The sequence below is a fragment of the Chitinophaga oryzae genome, assembly GCF_012516375.2.
GTDB lineage: Bacteria > Bacteroidota > Bacteroidia > Chitinophagales > Chitinophagaceae > Chitinophaga > Chitinophaga oryzae.
This window is the reverse complement of the sequence record NZ_CP051204.2, coordinates 6,563,923-6,581,662: the sequence shown is the minus strand read 5'-3', so window position 1 is coordinate 6,581,662 and position 17,740 is coordinate 6,563,923. Positions and strand designations below refer to the sequence as shown.

At 47.7% G+C, this 17,740-nt stretch carries 17 protein-coding genes; 8 read left to right on the top strand and 9 right to left on the bottom strand.

The features are described from left to right. The first annotated feature begins 2 nt into the window (after window positions 1-2). Together HF324_RS25815 and HF324_RS25810 are read left to right on the top strand one after the other, a co-directional pair. On the top strand, window positions 3-1,010 hold the full coding sequence (locus HF324_RS25815) for a hypothetical protein (protein WP_168861175.1): 1,008 nt from the start codon (window positions 3-5) through the stop codon (window positions 1,008-1,010). A 19-nt stretch (window positions 1,011-1,029) separates the two neighbouring features. Further along, on the top strand, window positions 1,030-3,249 hold the full coding sequence (locus HF324_RS25810) for a peptidase domain-containing ABC transporter (protein WP_168861174.1): 2,220 nt from the start codon (window positions 1,030-1,032) through the stop codon (window positions 3,247-3,249). A gap of 52 nt (window positions 3,250-3,301) precedes the next feature. Here the strand turns inward: HF324_RS25810 and HF324_RS25805 are convergent, their stop codons facing one another. Then, window positions 3,302-4,168 carry an IS3 family transposase gene (locus HF324_RS25805; RefSeq protein WP_168804561.1) on the bottom strand — a complete coding sequence of 289 codons (867 nt, stop codon included), beginning with the start codon at window positions 4,166-4,168 and terminating at the stop codon, window positions 3,302-3,304. A 23-nt stretch (window positions 4,169-4,191) separates the two neighbouring features. After that, on the bottom strand, window positions 4,192-4,458 hold the full coding sequence (tnpA, locus tag HF324_RS25800) for an IS66 family insertion sequence element accessory protein TnpA (protein ID WP_168804560.1): 267 nt from the start codon (window positions 4,456-4,458) through the stop codon (window positions 4,192-4,194). 409 nt (window positions 4,459-4,867) lie between these two features. Here tnpA and HF324_RS25795 point away from each other — a divergent pair, with 409 nt between their 5' ends. The 6 genes from HF324_RS25795 to HF324_RS33440 all read left to right on the top strand — a co-directional run bounded on the left by HF324_RS25795 (window position 4,868) and on the right by HF324_RS33440 (window position 13,020). Beyond that, complete coding sequence (locus HF324_RS25795; protein WP_168861173.1) at window positions 4,868-5,464, top strand: RNA polymerase sigma factor; 597 nt, start codon at window positions 4,868-4,870, stop codon at window positions 5,462-5,464. Window positions 5,465-5,577: 113 nt separating this feature from the next. Continuing rightward, complete coding sequence (locus HF324_RS25790; RefSeq protein WP_168861172.1) at window positions 5,578-6,603, top strand: FecR family protein; 1,026 nt, start codon at window positions 5,578-5,580, stop codon at window positions 6,601-6,603. A 32-nt stretch (window positions 6,604-6,635) separates the two neighbouring features. Continuing rightward, window positions 6,636-8,588: a TonB-dependent receptor plug domain-containing protein gene (locus HF324_RS25785; protein WP_168861171.1), complete on the top strand. Its 1,953-nt coding sequence runs from the start codon at window positions 6,636-6,638 to the stop codon at window positions 8,586-8,588. Next, on the top strand, window positions 8,573-10,183 hold the full coding sequence (locus tag HF324_RS25780) for a SusC/RagA family TonB-linked outer membrane protein (protein WP_168861170.1): 1,611 nt from the start codon (window positions 8,573-8,575) through the stop codon (window positions 10,181-10,183). The genes HF324_RS25785 and HF324_RS25780 overlap by 16 nt, the downstream gene beginning before the upstream one ends. A gap of 10 nt (window positions 10,184-10,193) precedes the next feature. Continuing rightward, window positions 10,194-11,522, top strand: a complete 1,329-nt coding sequence (locus tag HF324_RS25775) for a RagB/SusD family nutrient uptake outer membrane protein (RefSeq protein WP_168805722.1) — start codon at window positions 10,194-10,196, stop codon at window positions 11,520-11,522. Between the two features lie 19 nt (window positions 11,523-11,541). Continuing rightward, entirely contained in the window at window positions 11,542-13,020 is a 1,479-nt protein-coding gene (locus HF324_RS33440; RefSeq protein ID WP_220101239.1) for a TlpA family protein disulfide reductase, read from the top strand. Window positions 13,021-13,059: 39 nt separating this feature from the next. On the opposite strand, the gene HF324_RS25765 is transcribed toward HF324_RS33440, so the two are convergent. The 7 genes from HF324_RS25765 to HF324_RS33710 are packed head-to-tail and all read right to left on the bottom strand — an operon-like array spanning window position 13,060 to window position 17,729. Beyond that, window positions 13,060-13,827 (bottom strand): ABC transporter permease subunit, encoded by a 768-nt coding sequence (locus HF324_RS25765; RefSeq protein ID WP_168805721.1) that lies wholly within the window; start codon window positions 13,825-13,827, stop codon window positions 13,060-13,062. Further along, entirely contained in the window at window positions 13,811-14,533 is a 723-nt protein-coding gene (locus tag HF324_RS25760; RefSeq protein ID WP_168805719.1) for an ABC transporter ATP-binding protein, read from the bottom strand. Before HF324_RS25760 ends, HF324_RS25765 begins: the two co-directional genes overlap by 17 nt. Continuing rightward, window positions 14,530-14,973 carry a NosD domain-containing protein gene (locus HF324_RS33720; protein WP_258539560.1) on the bottom strand — a complete coding sequence of 148 codons (444 nt, stop codon included), beginning with the start codon at window positions 14,971-14,973 and terminating at the stop codon, window positions 14,530-14,532. The genes HF324_RS25760 and HF324_RS33720 overlap by 4 nt, the downstream gene beginning before the upstream one ends. A gap of 20 nt (window positions 14,974-14,993) precedes the next feature. Then, window positions 14,994-15,758 (bottom strand): NosD domain-containing protein, encoded by a 765-nt coding sequence (locus HF324_RS33715; RefSeq protein ID WP_258539198.1) that lies wholly within the window; start codon window positions 15,756-15,758, stop codon window positions 14,994-14,996. A gap of 2 nt (window positions 15,759-15,760) precedes the next feature. Beyond that, window positions 15,761-16,198 carry a nitrous oxide reductase accessory protein NosL gene (locus HF324_RS25750; protein ID WP_168805715.1) on the bottom strand — a complete coding sequence of 146 codons (438 nt, stop codon included), beginning with the start codon at window positions 16,196-16,198 and terminating at the stop codon, window positions 15,761-15,763. 1 nt (window position 16,199) lies between these two features. After that, complete coding sequence (locus tag HF324_RS25745) at window positions 16,200-16,769, bottom strand: hypothetical protein (RefSeq protein ID WP_220100622.1); 570 nt, start codon at window positions 16,767-16,769, stop codon at window positions 16,200-16,202. A gap of 54 nt (window positions 16,770-16,823) precedes the next feature. Further along, window positions 16,824-17,729 carry a hypothetical protein gene (locus tag HF324_RS33710; RefSeq protein WP_258539197.1) on the bottom strand — a complete coding sequence of 302 codons (906 nt, stop codon included), beginning with the start codon at window positions 17,727-17,729 and terminating at the stop codon, window positions 16,824-16,826. Between the last annotated feature and the right edge of the window lie 11 nt (window positions 17,730-17,740).

The following is a 17,740-nucleotide window of genomic DNA, read 5'->3' as shown; positions in this document are numbered from 1 at the left end:
TTATGAAACATGATATATTGAAAATTATTAATATTTTATCAATTCGAGAGAGAGTTAAGCCGATCGGAAGTCATTTGGTGAAAGAGTTGATAATGAGTAATTCCTCACCAATAACCTTCAATGAGAGAGTTTCCTTGATGTCTTTATTTAGTTTGGTGGAGAAAGCTATGAGAGAAGCTCGTCTTGATAATGTTAATTATAGCGGTTTTTATTTTGATGAGATCGATAAGAGGTCAAATTTCAACCATGGATTTGCCAGTTATATTGAATGCGCATTAGTGTGTCCAGCGAAGGCTTTTTATTTATATAAGTTTACTGATAAGTACGAGGAAGCAATTTCTTTGTTGAAAGAATCTATTACTGGAATTAATAAAATAACAGAAGCTGGAATTTCGGCAGCAATTGATGGTGCCATAGATCAATACTTAAATATTTGTCGCCTTCTTTGTAAGCAAAAAGGTATACATGAGGCGATGAAGGAATGCGGTAGTCTGCTGTATTTTCTCCTCACGAATAAATCCCTATTGCAATACGCTAGTATTGTTATACCAGCGATGAGATCCGAGGATGACAAGATTTTAATGGTTGAGTATGTTACAAATTCTTTTGTTGGGAAATGTATAAGAGAAATTGTCGAAGGTGAGCAATATGATTGTTTGATGTCTTTATTTTCTCTTTTTAGAAATCCCATATCGGATTATGAAAGTTTTTATTTTCATAATTATGGCGAAGCTGCCCGGCATATCCTTCGATCATTTGAGTCCGATTCGATAGACATATTACAAGATATGACAAGTCATTTGGAGAGGGTTTTTAATCTACCTTCGTTGTTGCAGTATTACTACTTTGTTCGGTTGGAAAAAAAATATTTAAAAATTTATGGGAATGATGTAGAGCTTGAGATGAGTATCCGCCGTTATTGTATTGAAAGACTTAGTTTAGGATATTTATATGAGGATGTGGATGCATTGTACGTTCCGGTACCCTCCCCAGTAAGAGTTGCTCCTTGAAATAATATTGTCTTTTAGGATGAGATTCCCATTTTATTTTCAGTTAGATAAATTTGATTGCGGGCCTACCTGCTTAAAAATGGTGGCTAAGTATTTTGGTAGGTCGTATGATTTGCAATACTTACGAGATAAGTGTTTTGTTACTCGTAATGGCGTCAGCCTTTTGGGGATCAGCCAGGCGGCAGAAACACTGGGGCTTAGATCACTGATGGTGAAAGTTGAGTTGGAGGTGCTAATTAAAGAATGTCCTTTACCAGCAATTTTGCATTGGAACCAGGAACACTTTATTGTACTTTATAAGATTCGAAGGAAGAAATCTCTATTTTATGGAAAAACCTCGAATCAATTTATTATCGGTGATCCTGCCTTCGGCATAACAAAGATTGACGAAGAAACTTTTAGAAAGTGTTGGACCGCTTCGTCATCCATTCCTGGTGTTGCCTTGCTATTGGAGCCAACATCAAATTTTCATACAAATAAAGTGATGAGGGAGCATAGTCCCAGATATGTTTTTCTTTTAAGTTATCTCAGGCCATTTAAAAGGCAGCTTTGGACTTTGTCGTTTTATATGATACTGTCTGCAGCAATTGCTTCATCATTTCCGTATCTTACTAAAGGGGTGGTAGATAAAGGAGTCGCATCAAAAAGTTATTACTTTGTTACCCTTTTTTTTGTTTCTCAGCTGTTCTTGTTTCTAGGTAGTACAGTTGTGGAAATGTTACGAAGGTGGTTGGCTCTTCATATAAATGCTAAAGTTAGTTTGCATATAGTATCTGATTTTTTGAAGAAGATGTTAAGACTTCCTACTGTTTTTTTTGATAGTAAGTCCATCGGCGATATTACGCAACGTGTAAATGATCATCATCGAATTGAAGGGTTTCTGAGTAATGATGTAGTAAGTACTTTTTTCTCGCTTGCAATTATAATGGTCTTTGCTTCAATGCTGCTTTTATATAGTTGGATTATTGGGGTAATATTTATCGGACTTAGTCTTTTGGGTGTTTTTTGGATTTTTTTGTTTCAAAGAAAGAGGAGGAAGCTCGATTATATAAGGTTTGCCCACAGTAAACTGTCTCAGGAAAAATTATTTGAGATGATTAGTGGGATACAAGAGATAAAATTATATGGTAGTGAAACTGCAAAACGCTGGGAGTGGGAGTTTTTGCACCTTCGTTTATATAGATTGAATATCAGTAGTCTGAAACTGGAACAGTTTCAGACTACTGGATTTATGTTTTTAACTCACTTGAAGAATATTGTTATTTCCTTTTTGTCCGCCGTGTTGGTTATTAAAGGCGAGATGAGCCTCGGTGTAATGTTGAGTATATCTTATATTATGGGACAGACAAATGGTCCTCTTGATCAAATGGTGAGATTTTTCAAATCGGCTCAGGATGCTAGTTTAAGTTTAGATCGTTTATTAGAGATTCATCAAAGTAGAGAAGAGGAAAAGGAGGCAGATTCTTTATCTTCAGAGGTTGATAGAAAATGTTTAATTGGAAATGATCTCATTTTAAAAAATGTTTCGTTTCAATATCAAGGTCCTCGATCACCCTTCGTACTTAAGAATATTTGTTTGAATATTCCCACGGGAAGGATTACAGCAATAGTTGGCGCTAGCGGAAGTGGAAAATCGACTTTGATGAAGTTGTTGTTGGGATCGTATAAGCCGATTGAAGGAAATATATGCGTCGGAGATGTTAACCTTTCTACATGTACACCTGGAAACTGGAGGAGGTTGTGTGGCACAGTAATGCAAGATGGGTTCATTTTTAATGATACAATAACTCGCAATATAGCATTAGATGGAGAGGAAGTCGATCTTGCGCGTTTGAAAATGGCTGCCGAGATTAGCAATATTGAAGAGTTTGTTAGCCAGCTTCCTCTTCGGTATCATACTCGTATCGGTAACAGCGGAGTAGGCTTAAGTGGAGGGCAGAAGCAAAGGATTTTAATCGCAAGATCTGTTTATAAAGACCCGCAATATTTATTTTTAGATGAGGCGACTTCGAGTTTAGATGCTAATAACGAACGGTTAGTAATGAGTAATCTCAATAGTTTCTTTAAAGGAAGAACTGTAATAATAATTGCCCACAGGCTAAGTACAGTTATGAATGCAGATCAAATAGTCGTCTTAGAAAAGGGAGAGGTTGCTGAGATTGGAACTCATCAATTGCTTATTACTAAGAGAGGACGATACTATGAGTTGATTAGAAATCAACTTGAACTTGGAGATTAGATAAGCTTTTCTGTCATTTCGTAGTTTGATGTGGTCATAGTGAAAGCTTCCCTCAGACAGTAACGTTTTCAACTAAGGTTTCCCACTCAAATCCTTCATCTTTTTGAAGAGTAGGAAATGTGTTGGTTTTTTGATGCCGACATAGAAAATCTATTGGCGATCTGTAACCCAGTGCCTTGTGTGGTCTTTGGTTGTTGTACACCCACATCCAGGCGTTTGAAAGTATTTGAGCTTCCCCCAGGCGGGTAAAACAAAATGCATCCAATACTTCCTCGCGGTAGCTTCTATTGAAGCGCTCCATATAACCATTCTGGAAAGGTTTACCCTTCTGGATGAATTTGAGTTCGACACATCGGATCTCAGCCCATTGAGAGAGTGCTTCAGCAACAAACTCCGGCCCATTATCGACTCTGATCTTTAACGGTTGTCCACGCCAGGCAATCAATTGGTCCAGCTGCCTGATAATACGCTTGCTGGTTAAGTTGGTATCAATAGTGATGTTTAGAGCCTCTCTGTTATAGTCATCGATGATATTAAATGATCTGAAAGTAACACCATTGCTTAGTGTGTCATGCATAAAATCCATGGACCAGGTTATATTAGGTCTGAGAGGCTGTAGCAATGGCTCCATTATTCTTGCTGGTAGGCGTTTTTTATGCTTACGCCTCATATTGAGTCCCATCTCTGTATAGACCCTGTATACCCGCTTGTGATTCCATTTGTGGTTCAGATTACGCAGATAATGGTGCATCATCCAGAATCCCCAGCGATTATGCAATTGCGACAATTCAGATAATTTCTCCCGAATATCTTCGTCACCGTCTGGCAATGGTTTATAATAGTAAACAGAAGGATGGATTTGAAACAATCTTAACGCCTGCCGGATACTCATTTTATGGCTATCACGGGCATAATCCACCAACTCACGCTTATCTGCAGGCGTTAGAGCTTTTTTTCTATGACATCTTTCATTACGGTGATCTGAAAGGCTTGTTCCGCTACTATTTTTTTGTACTGGGCAAGTTCCGACTCCAGATCCTTCAGTTTCTTTAACTGATTGACTTCAAGCCCGGAGTATTTCGACTTCCACTGATAAAATGTCGCCTGGCTTATTCCATGATCACGACAGATGTCGGCTACCGATTTGCCTGATTCCTGGCCATTTAGAATCCCAATAATCTGGCTTTCTGTAAATTTTGATTTTTTCATACCCATTAAATTTAACGATTATTCGATATTTTTAACCGTTACGTTTTAATGGGAAGCTTTCAATAGAATAGTAAGAATTGAAAAAGATTAGACGGTTAATTTTACACTTTTCAATTTTAATGAGTCAAGGAGGACTGCCATACACCATGAAAACCAGTCTGTCTCAAAGCCCCTGCAATGTCTAATACATAATACTCGCTTTGTGCGATGACGTTGCTGCTTATTTATATATAGATAACAAAAGAGTTGTTTATAAAGTGCAAATATGTATTGCATTTTGTTTTATTTTACTCCCAACTTTCCCTCGTATTATGTAAATTCGCCATGTCCATTTATCCAATTGCGCTTTTCCCGCCATGGGGCGGAAGCCGGCTATCAATGAAAAACCTTCAACAACGACGCGCTTATCATGAACGAACTGGCAGCTGATCCTATAACATGGTGGAAATCATTCCTGGAAGGGGATAAAGACGCCCTGTCGTCCCTCTACCGGCACTATTTCCCCGTGTTGTACGAGTATGGGGTACGGCTGCACGATCAGGAGGAGCTGGTAAAAGACTGTATCCAGGACCTGTTTGTTAAACTCTGGACGAACCGCAGTACCTTACAGCAGGCCCGGGATCCCCGCCTGTACCTGTTGATTGCCCTGCGGGGCGGTATCTATAATAAACTGAGACCGGCAGGTATCCGGAAGGTGGTCCCGTATGAGCCGCACCATGATTTCCGGTTGACATTCTCCGCCGAATCGGCCTATGTAAAAAAGGAAGCCGCGGGGCTGCAGTCCCAACAGCTGCTACAGGCGCTGGAAAAGCTGAGCGCCCGGCAGAAAGAGATCATTTACCTGCGTTTTTATGAAGAAATGGAATACGATGATATTTCCGCTGTTATGGGAATCTCTGTTAAAGCGGCCTATAAACTGTATGCCCGTGCGCTGGAAGCATTGCGCGGCGTGCTGAACATATCCATGTCCGCGCTGCTGTTGCTGCTGGCACAACATAAAGCCTGATTTTTTCCGGTTGCTGAAAAAAAATTAAAAAAACTTTGAGAAACGTGGGGTGTTTTTTCCTCTTGTGGCTGTCCTGTATGCCTGGTACGTCAAAAAACTAAAAAGAGAAGGTATTGGACTATCATCAATATGACAAGAACGATTTCCTGGAAGACGCTTCCCTGCTCGCTTATGTGAAGGGAGACGACCCTGTCGTTACGCGTTTCTGGGAAGACTGGGCCCAGCAGCAACCGCCTAATATCGATGAGTTCAGGAAGGCGGTGTTCCTGTTACGCCACCTGCTGTCCGCCGAAAGGATCAGTGTCCGGCCGGGAACGGAGCAGGAGGTATGGGGTCGTATTTCACAAGCGATAGATACTGCAGCGGCTACGCCGGTGCGCACTATAGGCCTGCGCCGCTGGGTGGCCGCGGCTGCCGTATTCCTGTTGCTGGCAGGCGCGGGGACCGGATATTATATTTACCGCTATACCGGCACACAGACCGTCTACGCCACCTACGGAACAAAAAAGCAGATCGTACTGGCCGATGCCTCCGTGGTGACGCTCAACGCCAATTCCAGCCTGCGGTATGCCCGTCACTGGGGGAAAAACAGCGTGCGGGAGGTATGGCTCGACGGGGAGGCTTACTTTGAAGTACAGCACCTGAAAAAAGACGCGTTCCCGCTGAAAGCCGGAGAACGCTTCCTCGTGCATACCGGAGAACTGGACATCGAAGTACTGGGTACCACCTTTAACGTGAAAGACCGGAGGGGAATTACCACCGTATACCTGAAGACCGGCGCAGTGAAAGTAAGTACCAATGCCACCGGTGTGCTGAGCATAAAGCCCGGTGAAGAAGCCGAGTACCGGCAGCAGGAAGGGGTACTCACCAAACATCCCGGTGACGCCGATGCAGCCGCCTGGCTGGACAATAAAATGGTCCTGCATAATACGCCGGTGAAAGAAATTGTGCAGGTACTGGAAGACACCTACGGCTATAAGGTGGTGCTGACAGATACCGCTGTCGCCAACCGCAGGATTAATGGGGTCTTACCATTAAAAAATACCGAAACATTATTGTACATACTATCCAACATGCTGGATGTGGATATAAACGTCAATAAATCGGACAGCACGCTGCTGTTCAGGCCTGGTAAATAGTATTGTATAAAAACGTTAACCGTCCTCTTTCGATGAAAAAAATGCTACTGATTGGTAGTCACCTGCTGTTGCTATTATTGTGCATGACCACGTTTTCGGCCGTGGCACAGAAAAAGATACCGCTGATACAGGCGCTGGACAAAGTTTCAGCCGCCCTCGGCACCCGTTTCGTTTATGAAGCTTCCCTGCTGGCCAATAAAACCACCACTGCCGACCTCAGCGACCTTAAAAACAAACAGGTGGAAGAAGTGCTGAAAGCTATCCTCTATCCCAACGACCTGCTATTCCTGTATGTGGATAAAAATCACTATACCATAGTAGCACGGAAGCAGAAGTCCAAAGGAGCTGACCAGCTGCAGCCGGACGACGACGTGACCATTCCCGGCGATTCCATGCGGCAGCTGCGCGGCAAGGTAATGAGCAACTACAACGAACCGCTGGCAGGCGTTACTATCCGGGCCGGCCGTTATGCCGGGGTAACGAACAACGAAGGCGACTTCACGCTGCGGGTGGGCCCGCAGGAAACCATTCTCGATGCAACTGCCATAGGCTGGCAAACCGTACATATCGACATCTCTCCCAAAAATGGATTATGGTACCCCATCACCATGCAGGCTTCTACCAGCCTGCTGAAAGAGATCGCTATCGTTTCCACCGGTTACCAGAAAATCGAAAAATCGCAGCTCACCGGTGCAGCCAGTACGATATCGGCAAAAGATTACGACCAGCGTACAGCCGTTACCGGTAACTTCCTGGAAAATCTCGAAGGTAAAATCCCCGGCCTGGTATATAACAGCCTCTCCAAAGAGCTGTCCATCCGGGGCGTATCCACTTTCGATGCGGTGAAACGCCCGCTGATAGTGGTAGACGGCTTTCCCACGGAAATAGACATCAGTACCATTAATCCCAACGATATCATCTCTGTATCTGTGCTGCGCGATGCCGCCGCGGCCGCCATCTATGGCGTGCAGGCTTCCAACGGAGTAATCGTCATCGAAACCAAGAGGGGCAAAAGCGGAAAACCGGTCTTTAGCCTGCGCGCTACCTATGCGTTGCAGGCTAAGCCGGATTTCGGGTATCTGCATTACCCCGGCTCAACAGAATATGCCCAGCTCATGAAAGACCGCGTGATGCTGGGTGGTCATTCCCGTCGCATTTACCGCTATGGTGCGGCCATCGATCCGATATATGAACTGCTGTTCCGCGTAAAGGAAGGCACCCTCAGTGCAGATGAGGCCGACCGCCAGATTGCGGAAATAGCCAGTTACAACAGCCAGGCGGATTATAAACGGCTTTTTTTCCGCACAAAAACAGCCCAGCAACTGGACTTTGACGTAAGCGGCGGAAATGAAAAAAGCACCTATCTGCTTGGCATCAATTACGTCGGTGAAGCACTGACCCAAAGACGCTCCGATAACCAGCGTTTTGTCCTGAACTTTGCCAATACCTACAAATTCACCGACCGTTTCTCTTTCGATTTCCGGGCGGTGTACAACAACAGCGTCAATAAAAGCGGCAAGGCGGTGCCATATACGGACGCGCCACCGCACCAGCGCTTTACAGATGAGCAAGGCAATGCCCTCCCTTCGTTTTATGGCCCCGGGAAGGAGTCCAATTCTGTCCGCAGCGTTGCTCAGAACGAAATCATCAAAAGCCTGGGCCTCTACGATCAGTTGTATTATCCCTACGAAGAGCCGTTTAACACCACTACAAAAATCAACCTGTCGGCCCTGCGGCTGCAGGGACGTCTCAACGCCACCCTCACAAAATGGCTCACACTGGATGTAGGCGGCGCCTACGAAAATCAGCAAACAGGCAACGGCTACCTGAGAACGGAAAAAGCATACACCGTCCGCCGGCTGCTGAACACCCGCGCAAAGAAAGATCCGTCCACAGGCAGACCGCTTTTTGTGGACCTTCCCCCGGTGGCATCTATACGCTCGACAATATTAAAGGCAACGCCTATACGGTGCGCGGCCAGTTAAACCTCAACAAGGACTTTGGAACCAAACACAATCTCTCAGGCATCGCCGGTATTGAACAACGGAAGCGTACAGAATCCGGCATTAAAAGCTCCTATTTCGGATACGATGGCCAGTCGCTGATCAATAAACCCATTAATATGCAGGCATTGAGCCAGTATGGCTCGCCGGCATTTAAAGAAACCGGCCTGCTGGCGGCCACTTTTTTTATAGAAGACTATTTCAGAGAGACCAGCCTCGACAGAAGATTTATGTCGTACTATGCGCAGGGGACTTATATCTATGATAACAAATACATTGCCACAGGCAGCTTTCGTATAGACCAGTCCAACCTGTTCGGCGCTGATCCTGCCTACAAAAATAAACCGTTATGGTCTGTCGGCGCCAGTTGGCGCATGCATGAAGAGAACTTCCTGAAAACAGTCCGCTGGCTGGACAACCTGCAACTGCGTATTGCCACCGGGTTCAATGGGAATGTGCCATCTACTGTCAGCGGCCCCTTTCTTCTGCTGAGCACGATCATCAACACAATACCAATAGTGCCCGTGGCTTCTTCCGAAGTACTGTCTGCCGAAAACCAGTCCATCCGCTGGGAAACAACCCGCAACTTCAACGTAGGACTCGACTACGCCTTGTTTAATAACCGCATCTCCGGAACGGTGGATTTCTACAACAAGAGAGCGGAAGATGTGTTCGGTGCAGTATCCGCAGACCCCACCACCGGCTTCAACGGATACAACGCAAACACAGCATCTATCAGTAACAACGGCGTGGAATTGATGGTCAACAGCATCAACGTTAAAACGCAGCGTTTCAACTGGCAAACACAGCTAACGGCCGCCTTTAACCATAATAAAGTCCTGAAGGTGATGCCCACCGATGCCAAAACATCGGTTGATATGGTATCCGGCCTGCTGGCACAGGAAGGATATCCGATCAACGGATTGTTCAGCTATCGGTATGGCGGGCTCAATGAGCTGGGGCAGCCGTTCGTATATAACCGTAACAAAGAGAAAAAAGTCATGAACACCAACGGCGATCAGATCGTAGACGTAGACTTCAATGATTTGGTCTTCAGCGGTACCACCACCCCCAAATACACGTTAGGGCTAAACAACCAGTTTTCGCTGGGAAATTTTGATCTCTCCTTTCTCTTTATGTATTATGGTGGCCACGTCATGCGTGTACAGCCCCCTGACCCGGATGATGTAGCCTTTTCGTATCCTTTGCAGGGAGCGACCAACTTCTGGAAAAAGCCCGGTGATGAAAATCATACGGACATCCCGGGTTACCCGGTTTCCGGCTCGCCCGGCGATTACGATTATACCGGGAGATATGCCTATACCTTCGCAGACAAGTTTGTTCGCAAAGCGGATTATATCCGGTTGAGAGACCTGGTATTGACCTACCATCTTAAATCAGCATTTCTGAAGCGGAGCGGCCTGACCCGCACACAGTTAAGGCTGCAGGCGCAGAACGTGTTTCATTATACTTTCAGTGGAAATGATATAGACCCCGAAGCCATTGATCCGATTTCGGGAGAGCGGAGATTACCGGTGGAGCCGTTTTACAGCTTTTCTCTTTACACTAACTTCTAATACTGTTGATATGAAGAACATATGGATGATCATAGCGCTGATAACAGTAGGTGGCAGCGCATGCAATAAGTTCCTCGAGGTAAAGCCCAAAGGGGTAGTGATTCCTGAAAAACTGTCTGACTTCGAAGGGTTGCTGAATTCCCGCACCATGATATTCACCTTTCCGTCAACGCTCCTGTATTGCACCGATGATTACTATGGTGAATATAATGAGCAGGAGCGGAACCTGCAGGCCAATGCCTACTACTGGCGGCGTGATATTGACCAAAATGAGCAGACCAGCCCCGCCATATGGGGAGATGGTTATAAGATCGTATACTATGCCAATATCATCATTAACAATGTGCTGAAGGCGACAGAGAGCAACGAACAGCAACGCAGGCAGATATTGGCAGAAGGCCTGGCCGCCAGAGCGGAGATATACTTTACTATGCTGACTGCCTTTGCCAAGGCTTATAACCCGGCTACCGCCAGTGCCGACCCGGGGCTGCCGCTGGTGACAGCCACCAACGTAACAGAAAAAATTCCCCAGCGCTCTTCCGTACAGGCTACCCTGGATTCGCTGGTCCACGATCTGCAGCTGGCCATCCCCATGCTGCCGGAACAGAGCATTAACCGTTATCGCTGTACGAAATATGCCGCCAGCGGCATGTTGTCCCGCATTTACCTTTATATGGGCAACTATGCAGAAGCCGATCGTTTTGCTGACAGCGCCTTACAGGCAAGGCATGAACTGCTGGACTATAACGATTATAAAAACGCGCTCGATTTACCGGAGGCGGATATCAACCCGGAAGTACTGTGGCAACGCTCCGCTGATGATTATAAGGTACCAGGGGAAATGCTGTATTCCGATACATTGAAAACACTTTTTCATGAAGGAGATCTGCGCTATAGTCTCCTGACATTCGAGATGCCTGACGGTATTACAAGGTATGGTACTTCCGGGTTTGCCAATTTCGGCATTACTTTCCCGGAATTATACCTGACACGGGCTGAAGTGGCTGCCAGGAAAGGCAATATCCCCGCCGCCATGGACTTCGTCAACCTTCTCCGCAAAGCCCGCTTTGAAACAGATCGCTATGTACCTTTAACCGCGGTCACGCAAGAAGAAGCATTGGACATCGTACTGGCGGAACGGCGCCGGGAAATGGCCTTCAGCGGCCAGCGCTGGATGGACATGAAACGCCTCGACCGCGAAGGAAGAATGCCTGCCATCAAACGGGTGGACAGAGAGACGGGCGCGGTCATCACCATCCTCGAACCTAACAGCAGCCACTACACGTTTCAGATACCCGCCAGCGTTAGGAGATTTAATCCCGACATGGCTATCAACTAATCTATGCCAACCCGCTTTTATGAAACAACGGTTAAGAAATATGCTCCTTTGCTTCGCCGCAGCCGCCGCGCTGCCGGCCTTCAGCCAGGTGAAGATCAGCGGCAGGCTGCCACCCGCAGCGGCCTCCAACCTGCTGCTCACCATGCCCGGACAGGAACCGCTGAAAGTGCCGGCCGATAAAAACGGCCGCTTCACTGTCACCACCGGAAAAATACCCCGCGGTGTCTATCAGCTGGGCGCCATCGGCCCAGTATACCTGGAACCGGGATATGCCCTGGAAATTATCCCCGAAGGCGACGGCTTCCGCTTCAAGGGAAAAGGCAGCACCGAAAATAACCTCATCAGGGCGGCGGCCGATGAACTGAAAAAATACGTCCCCATGTATAATGGGGATTATCTCTATTCGTTCTACCAGATCAGCCTGCCCGAATTCCGGCAGAAAATGGCCGCCTGGCAGCAAGCGGCCGCCAACATACTGTCAAAGTCAGATAATGCTTATTTCCGTGAACTTCAGAACACAGCGGTGGCGTTCAGGGCAAAAAACATCGCACAGGACTGGTGGCTGAATTACGGCGTGGACTCGCTCAAACGGATCGCTTTTCAAAAGATGCTGGAAGCCCCGAAAGAGATGAACGACACTACCCTGCATGTACGCTTGCGGAAAGCGTTTAACGAAATGCGCACCAAAACATTGACCCGGCAGGAACGCAGCGAAATAGACTCTTTCAGCTTCCATGGATGGAGCATGAATAACGACGACTGGTTCCGCAACCTTGCCTCCTACCGCGAAGCGCTGGACGGCCGGATCACCAATATTATGTACGCCGGTTATCAGAAGGAAATGAATGCCGGTCAGCCGCAGGAAATGATAAAGCTGCAGATCATCTCAAAAGAAATTACATCTCCATTTATCCGCGAATATTACCAGTACCAGCAAACGGCGAACATCCTCAAAATGAATGACAACCCGGCAGAAGTAGATTCGCTGTATAAAAACTTCATGGCTAAAGTGACCAATGAGGTCTACCGGAAAAGCATCAACGAAGTATATGCTAATCTGAAAAAGTATGGTGATAACCAGCCGGCGCCGGACTTTGAATTTGAAAATGTACACGGCGCAAAAGTGAAGCTGAGCAACCTGAAAGGTAAGTACGTCTACATCGATGTATGGGCCACCTGGTGTGGTCCCTGCAAAAGAGAGATCCCTTTCCTGACAACCATGGAGAAATCCTTCGCCGGAAAAAATATCCACTTCGTCAGCTTGTCGGTAGACAGGCAGGCGGATAAAGAAAAATGGCAGGCCTATGTGAAAGACAACCAGTTGAAAGGAGAACAGCTGATCACAGACAATGATTTCAACGTCGACTTTATTAAAAAATTCAACATCAACGCTATCCCGCGGTTTATATTGATCGGGCCGGACGGAAAAATCGTTTCGGCCAATGCTAAACGGCCGTCCGATCCGGCATTGCAACAACAACTGAATGGTTTGCTATAGTGTGTGCAGGGGCCGAAAAGAATGGCCGGCCCCTGCTTTTTAAATATCTTTTTTCCTGAAAATCCGTATAGCTGATATCAACGGGACCACCATCCAGCAGAACATACATACCGCCGTATAAATACTTCCCGTTGCGGACCCCATAAACTTTTTGAACAAAGCCCCGGAATAGCCCATCATCACAGCAGCGTCCAGCTGCAGCAATACCAATATGCGCGCCAGGTCCACCGGGTTCAGCGAGATAAACGCCAGCAACGGTTCATCTATCGGATAATCGCTGAAAGAGTAGATAAAAGCCAGCAACAACCCATCAAACAACAACGTGAAAAACAACGCGGTGATGATCGCCGCGCCGATGCCCCGCGTTTTGTCTTTGAATACTACAAAGATGAGCAATGCAAGAGCGGAGAAAATCAGCGTGAGCAACACCCCGCTGACGACCAGGGCGATGGCGGCAAGACTGTTGTATAATATACAAACGGTAACGCCTACACCGGCAAGGTAGGCGAGGCCCAGTGCGGTGGCTATGCCCGTGTAGGAAGCCATCAGCATGGACTTGCGGCGGATGGGCTGCGCGAGCAGCAGTTCTGTGAACTCCGCGGAATTAAAAAAGTAAATGGTGGCGAACAGAATGCTGATGATCGGCACAAAAAGCAACGTGATATTGAGCAGGCTTAACATGCCTTTGGACATGTTGTCGCTCATGCCAGTAACACTGATGGTCAACGCGGCCAGCACCAGGGTGTATATCAGGATGGTCCTGTTTTTTAACAGGTCTATCAGCACGTATTTAATAATCGTTTTCATGTAGATGGGTTTGCATCATGGCCGCGATCACCTTGTTCAGCTGATGTTGGCCGGTTGATTCTTTCAGTGCTTCCACGGTTTTAAAACAGATCAGTTTTCCTTCCTGCAGGTATACCACATGACTGGTGATGTCCTCTAAATCGCTGAGCACATGGGAAGTGATGAGCACCAGTTTCCCGTTTGCCCGTTCCCGTGCGATCTTATCTTTCAGTATTTCACTGGCAACGGGATCGAGGCCGGCGGTAGGCTCGTCCAGTATCAGGATGTCGGGCGAGAAGAGGAAAGCAAGGCAGGCGCTCACTTTCTGACGGGTGCCTCCGGAGAGGTTGCGCATCAGTTTATGATCGATGGCGGGCAGATCGAACAGCCGGACCAGTTCTTCATCATAGTGTTTACAATCTTTCCGTACCTCGCGCAGCATGGCCAGTACCTGCCGGATGGTCATATTCTCCGGGTAACGGCCGATCTGCGGCATATAACCGATTTTGGAGCGGTAACTCCAGTGGCTGCGGATCTCTTGTCCGTTGATATGGATGCTGCCTTTTTCCGGGATCACAAGACCGAGGATGGATTTGATCAGGGTCGTCTTGCCGGAGCCGTTAGGCCCCAGCAGGGAGACGGCCTGACCGCGTTCCAGTTGCAGGTTGATATCATCCAGCGCCCTGAATTTTTTAAATGACTTTGTGAGATGATGAATTCGGATCATAGTTCCAGTTTTTTCATGAATGGCTGATCATCTTTTAACTGATCGGGGATGATGCTGGGCATTACTTTTTCCACCTGTTCCATGATGCTGGTGAGGAAGCTGCGGTACAGGATCATGGCGGACGGTATTTTCTCTGATATTACGGCGTATACGCTGACGGGATAGTGTGGCACGTCGCCGATCTGATCGCGGTTGAGATCATAGCCGTCGTATTTATCCCAGTAGTTGCGGTGAAACTCGTTGAGCATGAGGGTACCGTTGGTGGCCACATCGAAAGAGTTGCCGATAAAGTTGTTGCCGGTGAACTGGCTGCCGCTGGAGCTGGCCATCACGCGGAGGGCCCAGCCGTTGTCCTGGAACAGGTTGCGCTGTACAGACACGCGGGTGGTGCCTTCCATGTGGATAGCAATGGTGTTTTTGATGAAGCGGTTGTGGGTGATGTGGCTGTCTGTGATTTCTTTCAGCAGCAGCCCATAGGAGGCGTCCCCCAGTTTTGTATAAAAGTGTTGTCTGTCATGGTCACTTCGCGGGTGTACATGACAGCCACGCCGGCGCCGTTTTCCCGGAAAATATTTTTCGTATAGGTGTCATGGTGAGAGAACATGAAGTGCAGGCCATAGCGTTGGTTGGCAGTGGAGAGGTTGCCTTCTATGCCGGAATTGGTGACGAACTCGAAGTAGATGCCGTCGCGGTGGCCGGATATGCTGTTGCTCCTGATTTGCAGCGCATCGCATTTCCAGGCGTGGATACCGTTGCCGCCGTTGATTTCATTTTTGATGCCGGAGTGTACGGTATTACCTTCTACCAGGCAATGTTGGGCATTCTGGAGGTAGATGCCGTAGGTGCAGTCCAGTATTTTGTTGTTGCGAAGCGTGATATAACCGGCATTACTGACGCGGACGCCGGCGATGTCGGATATGGAAGAACGGCCTGTATGCTGTATTTGCATTCCCTGCATGGTCACGCTGTCGGCCGTGATGAGGAAGCCCGGGTGTTTGTATTCCGCGTCGATCACAGGCGTACCGTTGCCCAGGATGGTGAGGCGACGGTCTACCTGCAGGCTGTGTTCCCGGTACACGCCGGGCTGTACGGCCAGCGTGTCGCCGGGGCGGGCGCTGCTGATGGCTTTACGAAGCGCATCAGGACCGGGCTTCACCACAATGGTGGCGGCTTGCAGGCTACCTGCGGCCAGTATCAGCCATGACAATATCCATGCATGTTTCATGATTACGGCTTTAGCTGGGTAAGGTCTTCCCATTTTAATAATCGTTGCTCCAGGTTGTCTTTATGCGGAATGGCGTTTTTTTCCTGGCTGAAAGCGGCGCAGCGGCCGTTCATCGGTGTCTTGAAGGATTCGCTGTGCAGGTACACGGCTTTCTGCGCATCGGTGAAAGGGTGACTGGAATCGCTGTAGTCGGTCACCAGGAAGCGGGTGCCGCTCGCCGGTGTGTTGGCGGCGTTGTACTGCAGGAGGCAAACGATATCGTCGAATTTATATGCTCTGCCTTTAGGGGTGATCAGTTCGGCGGCATAACGTTTATCCATAATCGTCATTTTGCAGTGCGTGCAGGCGTCGTGGCCAAAATCGATCGGCTCGGATTCAGGGCGGCAGGCCATTTGCAGGGCGAAAAAGCTAATCACGAAAATCAGTGTCTTGTGTTTCATATCATTTCTTTTTCCATTCATAAAAGGTGATGCCCACCAGTACCATACCGCTCGCGATGTAGAACCATCCGCCCACGTCCGGCTGGGACAGCACTTCAAAATTCAGCAGCTTTTTGTACCCGATCAGTGGCGGCTGATAAGACATGCCTGGCACCTGTATGGGCGCGTTCGGGTCCAGGTTATGGCCGTAGTTGTATTCCCACCGGTAGAAGTCTGCAAAAGACAGCAACGCGATGAGCAGGAAGATACCGGTCCAGATGTAGTACAGTATTTTTTTCTTCAGCACCATGACCAACACGCCGGCGGCCATAAAAAGGCCGATGGAGACCGGCATGAACACAAACTCGAGGAAGTCTTCCCTGTGGATGGTTTTCATGCCAATGTAATGGTTAAGGCCGTTGATGATAGGTACATCACCTTTTACGTCATTGATCCATATCTGCATAGACAGGCCGTCGGGATACTGCGGTGCGCGCATGTCTATCCGCCACATGGGAAAGAACCAGAGGGTAGCGAGACAGATAATAACGATCGGGATGCTCATAAGGCCTGCCTGTGATAACTTTTTCATAGCTCAGTGGTTGAAAGTGCCGGCAGCGCTGGAGAGCACCGCCGGCGGGATTGTTTATTTAGCTGCGACGGAAGTCACGGTTTCACCGGTACCGAATTTAAGCGGTACGTTGCTGCCTTTGGGTGATACCCGCAGGTAGCCGGACATCTCCTGGTGCAGGGCAGAGCAGAAGTCGGTGCAATAAAACGGATAAATACCCTGTTTATCCGGTGTGAATTTAAGTGTCACCGTTTCACCCGGCATGATCAGCAGTTCCGCATTGGGATTGTTTTTGATGGCGAATCCGTGCGGAATGTCCCAGTCCTGTTCGAGGTTGGTGACGTGGAAGTACACTTCGTCTCCTACAAACACGCCTTCTATGTTGTCCGGCACAAGGTGGGAACGGATAGCGGTCATGTAGATATCTACCCGGTTGCCCTTGCGTACTACGTTGGCTTTCTTTTCACCCATGGTCACATATTCGTGGCCGTTTTTGTTGATGTCATAGAACTTTACCTGTTTGTCTTTGATCAGGCTGGCCTGGCAGGCCTGGGCATAGTGAGGTTCGCCGAAAGTGGGGAAGTCCAGTATCAGTTGCATTTTATCACCGGAGATATCGTACAGCTGGGCTGACTGTGCCAGTTCCGGGCCAGTGGGCAGGAAGCGGTCTTTGGTGATTTTATTGTAGGCAACCAGGTATTTTCCGCCGGGTTTTTTGGTATCGCCGCCGGGTATCATCAGGTGGCCTACAGAATAATAGGTAGGAACACGGTCCAGCACTTTCAGGTCTTTCAGGCTCCATTTCACTACTTCGGAAGAGAGGAACATAGACGTATAGGCGTTGCCTTTACCATCAAATTCGGTGTGCAGGGGGCCAAGGCCGGGTTTCTGTACTTCGCCGTGGAGGGCTGCTTCGTATTTGATGATGGGGATGCCTTTGAAATCGCCTTCGAACTGTTTGCCGGCGATGGCGCTGGTCATTTTACTGAAGG

Bases quoted from the DNA above. Each gene is read 5' to 3' on its own strand.
- tnpA (WP_168804560.1), bottom strand. From the start codon at position 4,458: ATGAAAAAATCAAAATTTACAGAAAGCCAGATTATTGGGATTCTAAAT.
- HF324_RS25815 (WP_168861175.1), top strand. From the start codon at position 3: ATGAAACATGATATATTGAAAATTATTAATATTTTATCAATTCGAGAG.
- HF324_RS33715 (WP_258539198.1), bottom strand. From the start codon at position 15,758: ATGAAACATGCATGGATATTGTCATGGCTGATACTGGCCGCAGGTAGC.
- HF324_RS25810 (WP_168861174.1), top strand. From the start codon at position 1,030: ATGAGATTCCCATTTTATTTTCAGTTAGATAAATTTGATTGCGGGCCT.
- HF324_RS25745 (WP_220100622.1), bottom strand. From the start codon at position 16,769: ATGAAAAAGTTATCACAGGCAGGCCTTATGAGCATCCCGATCGTTATT.
- HF324_RS25760 (WP_168805719.1), bottom strand. From the start codon at position 14,533: ATGATCCGAATTCATCATCTCACAAAGTCATTTAAAAAATTCAGGGCG.
- HF324_RS25785 (WP_168861171.1), top strand. From the start codon at position 6,636: ATGAAAAAAATGCTACTGATTGGTAGTCACCTGCTGTTGCTATTATTG.
- HF324_RS25765 (WP_168805721.1), bottom strand. From the start codon at position 13,827: ATGAAAACGATTATTAAATACGTGCTGATAGACCTGTTAAAAAACAGG.
- HF324_RS25750 (WP_168805715.1), bottom strand. From the start codon at position 16,198: ATGAAACACAAGACACTGATTTTCGTGATTAGCTTTTTCGCCCTGCAA.
- HF324_RS33440 (WP_220101239.1), top strand. From the start codon at position 11,542: ATGAAACAACGGTTAAGAAATATGCTCCTTTGCTTCGCCGCAGCCGCC.
- HF324_RS25795 (WP_168861173.1), top strand. From the start codon at position 4,868: ATGAACGAACTGGCAGCTGATCCTATAACATGGTGGAAATCATTCCTG.
- HF324_RS25775 (WP_168805722.1), top strand. From the start codon at position 10,194: ATGAAGAACATATGGATGATCATAGCGCTGATAACAGTAGGTGGCAGC.
- HF324_RS33710 (WP_258539197.1), bottom strand. From the start codon at position 17,729: ATGACCAGCGCCATCGCCGGCAAACAGTTCGAAGGCGATTTCAAAGGC.